Source organism: Polaromonas sp. (assembly GCF_030682935.1).
Taxonomy (GTDB): Bacteria; Pseudomonadota; Gammaproteobacteria; order Burkholderiales; family Burkholderiaceae_C; genus Polaromonas.
The window spans coordinates 1-7,729 of sequence record NZ_JAUXNA010000246.1; the positions used below are offsets into that span (position 1 = coordinate 1).

12 protein-coding genes are annotated in these 7,729 nt (G+C 59.4%); 10 read left to right on the plus strand and 2 right to left on the minus strand.

Annotated features, from left to right (window positions below):
* From Q8K05_RS11360 to Q8K05_RS11380, 5 genes are all read left to right on the plus strand, one after another.
* The coding region (locus Q8K05_RS11360; RefSeq protein WP_305246715.1) for a cbb3-type cytochrome c oxidase subunit I at positions 1-864 on the plus strand (864 nt) is incomplete at its 5' end.
* A gap of 20 nt (positions 865-884) precedes the next feature.
* On the plus strand, positions 885-995 hold the full coding sequence (locus tag Q8K05_RS11365) for a cytochrome oxidase small assembly protein (RefSeq protein ID WP_305246716.1): 111 nt from the start codon (positions 885-887) through the stop codon (positions 993-995).
* Between the two features lie 42 nt (positions 996-1,037).
* The gene (locus Q8K05_RS11370; protein WP_305246717.1) at positions 1,038-1,649 is read left to right on the plus strand and encodes a cytochrome c oxidase assembly protein; all 612 of its coding nucleotides are present in this window, start codon (positions 1,038-1,040) and stop codon (positions 1,647-1,649) included.
* 2 nt (positions 1,650-1,651) lie between these two features.
* Positions 1,652-1,855: a DUF2970 domain-containing protein gene (locus tag Q8K05_RS11375; RefSeq protein ID WP_305246724.1), complete on the plus strand. Its 204-nt coding sequence runs from the start codon at positions 1,652-1,654 to the stop codon at positions 1,853-1,855.
* 88 nt (positions 1,856-1,943) lie between these two features.
* A complete protein-coding gene (locus Q8K05_RS11380) occupies positions 1,944-2,825 on the plus strand; it encodes a cytochrome c oxidase subunit 3 (protein ID WP_305246718.1) in 882 nt (293 codons plus the stop codon).
* 150 nt (positions 2,826-2,975) lie between these two features.
* Here Q8K05_RS11380 and Q8K05_RS11385 read toward each other — a convergent pair whose 3' ends face one another.
* Entirely contained in the window at positions 2,976-3,197 is a 222-nt protein-coding gene (locus Q8K05_RS11385; protein ID WP_305246719.1) for a twin transmembrane helix small protein, read from the minus strand.
* An 18-nt stretch (positions 3,198-3,215) separates the two neighbouring features.
* Between Q8K05_RS11385 and Q8K05_RS11390 the strand changes: the two genes are divergently transcribed.
* The 5 genes from Q8K05_RS11390 to Q8K05_RS11410 all read left to right on the plus strand — a co-directional run bounded on the left by Q8K05_RS11390 (position 3,216) and on the right by Q8K05_RS11410 (position 7,477).
* Positions 3,216-3,959 carry an SURF1 family protein gene (locus Q8K05_RS11390; protein ID WP_305246720.1) on the plus strand — a complete coding sequence of 248 codons (744 nt, stop codon included), beginning with the start codon at positions 3,216-3,218 and terminating at the stop codon, positions 3,957-3,959.
* A 122-nt stretch (positions 3,960-4,081) separates the two neighbouring features.
* Positions 4,082-4,714, plus strand: coding sequence for a hypothetical protein (locus Q8K05_RS11395; protein ID WP_305246725.1), 633 nt, complete (start codon positions 4,082-4,084; stop codon positions 4,712-4,714).
* A gap of 34 nt (positions 4,715-4,748) precedes the next feature.
* Positions 4,749-5,924, plus strand: coding sequence for a heme A synthase (locus tag Q8K05_RS11400; protein WP_305246721.1), 1,176 nt, complete (start codon positions 4,749-4,751; stop codon positions 5,922-5,924).
* Between the two features lie 9 nt (positions 5,925-5,933).
* Complete coding sequence (gene cyoE, locus Q8K05_RS11405) at positions 5,934-6,851, plus strand: heme o synthase (RefSeq protein ID WP_305246722.1); 918 nt, start codon at positions 5,934-5,936, stop codon at positions 6,849-6,851.
* Positions 6,848-7,477, plus strand: a complete 630-nt coding sequence (locus Q8K05_RS11410; protein WP_305246723.1) for an SCO family protein — start codon at positions 6,848-6,850, stop codon at positions 7,475-7,477. The genes cyoE and Q8K05_RS11410 overlap by 4 nt, the downstream gene beginning before the upstream one ends.
* Before the next feature lie 144 nt (positions 7,478-7,621).
* On the opposite strand, the gene Q8K05_RS11415 is transcribed toward Q8K05_RS11410, so the two are convergent.
* A partial coding sequence (locus tag Q8K05_RS11415; RefSeq protein WP_305246726.1) for a sigma factor-like helix-turn-helix DNA-binding protein occupies positions 7,622-7,729 on the minus strand: 108 nt, incomplete at its 5' end.

A 7,729-nucleotide genomic window follows, 5' to 3' on the forward strand; every position in this document is an offset into this window, starting at 1 on the left:
CCCGAGGTCTACATCATGATTCTGCCGGCCTTCGGCATTGTCAGCCAGATCATTCCGGCGTTCTCGCGCAAACGCCTTTTTGGCTACGCGTCCATGGTTTACGCCACCGGGTCCATTGCCATTCTGAGCTTTGTCGTGTGGGCGCACCACATGTTCACTTCCGGAATGCCGGTCACGGGCCAGCTGTTCTTCATGTACTCGACCATGCTGATTGCGGTGCCTACCGGCGTGAAAATTTTCAACTGGGTTGCGACGATGTGGCGGGGTTCCATGACGTTTGAAACCCCCATGCTGTTTGCTGTCGGCTTCATTTTCGTGTTTACGCTGGGCGGCTTTTCCGGCGTGATTCTTTCGGTGGCGCCCATCGACATCCAGTTGCAGGATACTTACTACGTTGTAGCCCACTTCCACTATGTGCTGGTGGCCGGTTCGCTGTTCGCCATGTTCGCCGGCTTTTATTACTGGTCGCCCAAGTGGACTGGCGTGATGTACAACGAAACCCGCGGCAAAATTCACTTCTGGTGGTCGCTGATTTCCTTTAACGTGACTTTCTTTCCCATGCACTTTCTGGGTTTGGCGGGCATGCCGCGCCGCTACGCCGATTACCCGATGCAGTTCGCCGACTTCAATGCAATTGCCTCTGTGGGTTCATTTTTCTTCGGTTTCGCGCAGCTGTATTTCTTCCTGTTCATTGTCTTGCCGACGATGCGCGGCAAAGGTGCAGCGGCCGGGAAGAATCCCTGGGTCGACGAAGGCGGCAAGGGCGCTGAGGGCTTGGAGTGGGAAGTTCCATCGCCCGCACCTTTCCATACCTTTGAAACCCCACCCAAGCTGGATGCAAGCGCAACCCGCGTGATTGGCTGAGCAACCCGGCGACCCGCACCATGACACCTGAGCAAAAGAAAAACAACCTTCGCCTGGCATTGATTCTGGCGTCAGTCGCGCTGGTCTTTTTTGCCGGTTTCATGGTCAAGATGATTTTCCTGGGCCGCTAAGCCGGCGATGCAGGCTAAATTGTTCAAACCGGTGCAACTCTGATGCAGCTCAAGCGCGAAAACTTCAAGATGGTGGGCAAGCTGGGCGTTATCGTGCTTGGCATGTTTGCCTTCGGCTATGCCCTCGTTCCCATCTACAAGGCCATTTGCGAGGTAACCGGCATCAACATACTGGCCTTGGCGGATCGGCAAATTCCAGGTGCGACGCCGAATCTGCCCGCCAACACGCAAGTTGACCGCACACGCACCATCACGGTGGAGTTTGATGCCAACGCGCGTGGTCCCTGGCATTTCAAGCCAGCCCGGAATACGCTGGAAGTGCATCCGGGCGAGTTGACCACGGTCATGTACGAATTTCAGAACACGCAGAACCGCACCATGTCCGCACAAGCGATTCCCAGTTACGCACCGGCACAAGCAGCGGCCCACTTCAACAAGCTGGAGTGCTTTTGCTTCAACCAGTACACCCTGGCGCCGGGCGAGAAAAAACAGTGGCCGGTCGCTTTCGTCATTGATCCAAAGCTGCCCAAGGATGTGAATACCATCACGCTGTCGTACACGTTTTTTGAAGTAGGCGGCAAGACGCCTGCGGTGCCAGGCACGTCCAATGCAAGTTCTGCTGCGGTGTTGCCTGGCCAGCAGGCTGGTGTGTGAGCATGGCCGGAGCGTCTCCCAAAAAATCCATCTGGCGTACTGCCAAGGCAGTCGCATGGTCTTTCATTGGACTGCGTGGACGCGATGCCTACGACAAAGATGCCCAAAATTTCAACCTCGTCCACATCATCGTGGTCGGACTGGGCGGTGTTTTGGTATTTGTGGTCGCCCTGGTGTTGCTGGTGAATTGGGTCGTTCCGCACTAGAAGTCGGAAAGCCGGAAGTGCGACAGTGCGCATCACGGTTTGAATTAAAAGATTATTGAAAATTCGAGAAAAAAACAGGAGTCGAGCGATGTCATCAGCAACCCAAGGGGCAACCCCTTACTATTTCGTGCCCAGCCCTTCCCGGCATCCGGTCATGGCCGCTATTGGCCTGTTTTTTGTCATCATGGGTGCTACCCAGTGGGTCAATGGCGCGGGCTGGGGCGCATGGGCGCTGGCCTTCGGCATGGTGTGGTGGCTAGTTACCCTGTTCCAGTGGTTCCGCGAGTCCGTGGCTGAAAGCGAAGGCGGCTTGTACGGTCGCAAGGTCGACCTGTCTTTCCGCTGGAGCATGAGCTGGTTCATTTTCTCGGAAGTGATGTTCTTCGGTGCGTTCTTCACGGCGCTCTGGTGGGCGCGCGCGCATTCGGTGCCTGCACTGGGAAGCCTGGAAAATGCGCTGCTCTGGCCTGACTTCAAGGCGGTCTGGCCCAGTCTTGCCGCCGGCGTGACCGGATCGCCCGCGGACATCATTGAGCCGTTTACGACCATGACGCCGTTCTGGTTGCCTACCATCAACACCGCGCTGCTGCTGAGCTCTGGCGTGACCCTGACCATTGCGCATCATGCACTGCTCGAAAACCACCGGGGCCGCACCATTGCATTCATGTGGATGACGGTGCTGCTGGGCATCATCTTTCTGTTTGTGCAGGGTTACGAATACATGCATGCCTATTCCGACCTGAACCTCAAGCTCACGTCCGGGGTGTATGGCTCGACCTTTTACATGTTGACGGGCTTTCACGGCTTTCACGTGTTTGTCGGCATGCTGATGCTGCTGTTCGTCACCCTGCGCCTGCAAAAAGGACATTTCACGCCTGAGAAGCATTTCGGTTTTGAAGGTGCAGCCTGGTACTGGCACTTTGTGGACGTGGTGTGGCTGGTCCTTTACATCCTTGTTTACTGGCTCTGAGGTATTGGCCAGGAAATCGGTCTAAGGCTGCCGGGCAGCCCCTTGGCGTCGCGGGGGGTGCTGCCCGCGACCTTCATGCGCGCTGGACCGGGCCGCGATCATCAAAACAAAGGCCGCATTGAGCGGCTTTTGTTTTGATTTCTTTGCTTTTTATTTGCCCGCCGGAATGCCGGTGGGCTGTATGTACCCTAGTTTCCACGCAATCAGAATGCAGACAAACAGCAAAACCGAGAATCCGACACGAAACGCCAGGGCGCGCGCCATGTTGCTGGTTTTGCGTTTGCCCTCGGTGCCGTTCTTCAGCATAAAGAAGAGCGCGGAGGCCAGGCTGGCGATGATGGCGATGAATGCCAGTGCAACGAGATAAGTCATGAGCCGGATTATCTGTCCATGACATTGACTTTGCGCTCGCCCAGGTTCTGGCTGATCACGCTCGCCGCCGTGCTGGTGGCGGGAACCACCTTGTCGCTGGGCCAGTGGCAGTTGCGCCGGGCAGCCCAGAAAGAAGCGCTTCAGGCGGCCATCGGCGCCCGGGACCATCTTCCCATCCTTGATGGCCGCGGGCTGACAGCCGGGAAAAATGTGGCAGATGTCCTCCATCGGCAAGCCATCCTGAAAGGGACCTGGCACCCCGAGTACACGGTCTATCTGGACAACCGGCCCATGAGCGGGAAAACCGGTTTTTGGGTGATCACGCCGCTGGCGCTGGAAGGCAGCTCGCAGCTTATTCTGGTGCAGCGCGGCTGGGTGCCGCGCGATTTCACGGATCGCACTCGCCTGGCCCCGATTACAACGCCCTCCGGGTCCGTCACTGTGCGGGGCCGTATTGCCCCGTCGCCTTCCAAGCTATATGAGTTCAAGGGCCTCGAGAGCGGCCGTATCCGGCAAAATCTGGACATTCCTGCTTTCAGGACGCAAACCGGCTTGCCGCTGCTCGAGGTTTCATTGCTGCAAACGGACGCGGCGAACGAAGGCCTGCTGCGTGAGTGGGCTGCGCCCAATCTGGGGGTCGACAAACACTACGGTTATGCCTTCCAGTGGTTTGGTTTGTGCGGCCTGGTGCTTATCTTGTTTATCTGGTTTCAATTGATCCTTCCTTTGCGTACCAAGCCACGTACCCAATCACCTCGCTAATTACTTACCAAACGCCCCGATAGACTGCTGTGACAAACGACCATCCGAAATCTTCTTCATCCCCTGGCAGTGCAGCCACCCCGGCAGCGCAAGATCACCCGCTGGGCCTGACGGTGCACGCCATGCCGATGCTTGATCAGCCCAGTCCCCGGGCACCCAGCACCGCAGCAGGCCGCTGGAAAATGCTGGCCGTGCTGCTGGTTTGCGCCAGCCCGGTGATCGCGTCCTACTTCACCTACTACGTGATTCGTCCCGAGGGTCGCCGCAACTTCGGCGAGCTGATCAATCCGCAGCGTCCCCTGCCAGCCCTGGCCACCCGGACGCTGGATGGCCAAGCCGGCGAGCTGACCGGGCTGAAGGGCCAGTGGCTGCTGCTGAGCGTGTCGGACGGTGCCTGTGACGCGCGCTGCGAGAGCAACCTGTATTTTCAGCGGCAGTTGCGCGAGTCGCTGGGCCGGGAAAAAGACCGCCTGGACCGCGTCTGGCTGGTAGAGGATGAAGCGGTTGTCGCCGATGCCTTGCTGCCTGCCCTGGCTGCCTCGACGGTGTTGCGCGTGGCGCCTGCTGCGCTGGCGCAATGGCTGGTCCCTGCGCCGGGCCAGCGCTTGCAAGACCACCTTTACCTGGTGGACCCGCTGGGCAACTGGATGATGCGTTTTCCGGCCAACATGGATGGGCCCGCCGCGGCCAAAGCCAAGCGCGATCTGGAGCGCTTGCTGCGTGCCTCCAACAGCTGGGACAAGGACGGGCGCTAGTTGTAAACAAGCTGCGCGGTTCAATTTTCACACCATGTCTACCCCCACTCTTTACGACCTGAGTCCGGCCCTGCGCCTGATGTTCATGGGCCTTGCCGTGGCGCTCGGACCGCTTGCGTGGGTCTGGGTCCGCAACAAGAACGCGCCGCTCGCGCAGCGCCTGCGTGTGCTGACGCTGGTGACTTTGTTTCTGACCTTCGATCTGGTGATTTTTGGCGCCTTTACCCGCCTGACCGACTCCGGCCTGGGTTGCCCTGACTGGCCGGGCTGCTACGGGAGCGCCAGCCCGGTGGGCGCACGGATGCATATTGACGCCGCGCAAAGCGCCATGCCCACAGGCCCGGTCACGCATTCCAAAGCCTGGATAGAAATGATCCATCGCTACCTGGCCACGGGGGTTGGCGTGCTCATCCTCGTTTTGACCTTTAGCGCATGGATCGCTTTTCGCGATGAGCGGCGCACGCCCCAAGGCGAAAAGCGTGGAGCTCAGATCTCGCCCTGGTGGCCTACCGTCACGCTGCTTTGGGTTTGCCTGCAGGGCGCATTCGGTGCGCTTACGGTGACCATGAAACTGTTCCCGGCAATTGTCACCCTGCACTTGCTGGGAGGGCTGGTTCTGCTGGCGCTGCTGCGCGCACAGTCGGTTCGCTATGGGCTACTGGAAGAAAAGTCCGCTGCCACGCGCACGCCCTTAAGCACCGGCACCCGGATTTTTGTCATCGCCGCGTTTGCCTTGCTGTGGCTGCAGATCGCCCTGGGTGGCTGGGTCAGTACCAACTACGCGGTGCTCGCCTGCACGGATTTTCCCAGCTGCCAGAATTCGTTGTGGCCGGCCATGGACTTCAAGCAGGGCTTCACGCTGTGGCGCGAACTGGGCGCGGGCCATGATGGCGCCAACATCAGCTTTCAGGCGCTCACGGCGATCCACTATGTGCATCGTCTGGCGGCTTACCTGGTGTTTGCGGTACTTTTGGCGCTGGCCTTCAGCTTGCACCGCGTGCCTGCCTTTCGTGTGCAGGCCCGCTGGCTGGCGGGCCTCACTTTGCTGCAGGCTGCCACGGGCCTGAGTAATGTGGTGCTGGGCTGGCCCCTGGTGGCGGCCGTGGCGCACACAGGCGGTGCTGCGGCGCTGGTGGTGGTGCTCACCGGTGTCATTTTTTCAAGCCGCAGCATCCTCGAGACGGCGCCCGCATCAAAATTGAAGGCTTAGCGATTTCCCATGACCCCCCGCAACCCGCCCGCCGCTTTGGCTTCCACGACCCGCGTTCCGTCCCGGTTCGGACAGTTTTACGCGCTGACCAAGCCGCGCGTGGTGCAGCTTATTGTTTTTTGCGCCCTGATCGGCATGGTGCTGGCGGTTCCTGGTGTCCCGACCTGGCCCGAGGTGAGGCTGGCACTGATCGCCTGTGCCGGCATCTGGCTGGTAGCGGGTGCCGCTGCAGCGTTCAATTGCCTGGTCGAGCAGCAGATAGACGCCAAAATGCGGCGCACAGCCTGGCGACCCACGGCCAGGGGTGAGCTCAGCAATCTGCTCACACTGACGTTCTCCGCCGGCCTGTGTGCCTTGGGCTCGGCAATTTTGTACGTGTGGGTCAACCCGCTCACCATGTGGCTGACCTTTGCCACCTTTGTGGGCTACGCGGTGGTCTATACCGTGATTCTCAAGCCGCTCACGCCCCAGAACATCGTGATTGGCGGCGCCTCTGGCGCCATGCCGCCCGTGCTGGGCTGGGCCGCGATGACAGGCTCGGTCAGCCCTGAAGCGCTGATTTTGTTCCTGATCATTTTTCTCTGGACGCCACCGCACTTCTGGGCGCTGGCGCTCTACCGTGTGGAGGACTACCGCAAGGCGGGCCTGCCCATGCTGCCGGTCACGCACGGCAACGAATTCACGCGCTTGCAGGTGTTTTTATATACCCTGGTGCTGTTCGCAGCCTGTCTGATGCCCTTTGTCTTCAATATGAGTGGCTGGCTCTACCTGGTGGTGGCCGTGGTGCTCAGCATCGGCTTTTGCTGGTATGGCTGGCGCCTGTGGCGCAATTACTCCGATGAACTGGCACGCAAGACCTTCCGTTTTTCGCTGATTCATCTTTCTGCCTTATTTGCAGCCCTGCTGCTGGACCACTACCTCGTATGAAAACTTCCCTTATGCTGCCCAGCCGCCGTCGCGCTGTCAAATCACTGGCTGGCGCTGTGGCGCTGGCGATGACGGCAGGCCTTTTGACGGCCTGCTCTGCGGACAAGCCGCAGTTCAAGAGCATTGACCTGACGGGCGCCGACTACGCGCAGGGATTTTCCCTGACCGACCAAGACGGCCAGGTGCGCACGCTCAAAGACTTTGCCGGCAAGATCGTGGTGGTTTTTTTCGGTTTCACCCAGTGCCCCGATGTCTGCCCCACGTCCCTGACCGAGTTGGCGCAGGTCAAGAAGCTGCTTGGCCCGGATGGCGACAAGCTGCAGGCGATCTTCATCACGGTCGACCCCGAGCGGGACACCCCAGAACTGCTCAAAGCCTACATGGGTAACTTTGACCCCTCTTTTCTGGCGTTGCGGCCCACGCTGGCCCAACTGCCTGAGGTCGCCAAGGACTTCAAGATCTATTACAAGAAAGTTGAAGGCAAAACACCCAGTAGCTACAGCATGGACCACTCGGCAGGCAGCTACGTTTTTGACGGAAAGGGCCGCGTTCGGCTCTATACCCGCTACGGCAGCGGCGCTGAATCCCTGGCGTCCGACATTCGCCTGCTGCTGAAGAATTCCTGATCGTCCTCGTCCCCAGGCCTTGCGGATGCAAGAGGCAGCAGGACCCTAAAAAGGCCTGCTCTTTTGAGGGAGCAGGCCTTTTTGAATGGCGGCGTGCAAGGACGGTAGAAGATGAAACCAAGCGGTCAACTGGGGAATCCAGGTTCAAGCATAGGTCGCCAGCACCTTCTTCATTTTCTTCATGGCTGCAACTTCAATCTGGCGAATGCGCTCGGCGCTGACACCGTACACCGCCGCCAGTTCGTGCAGCGT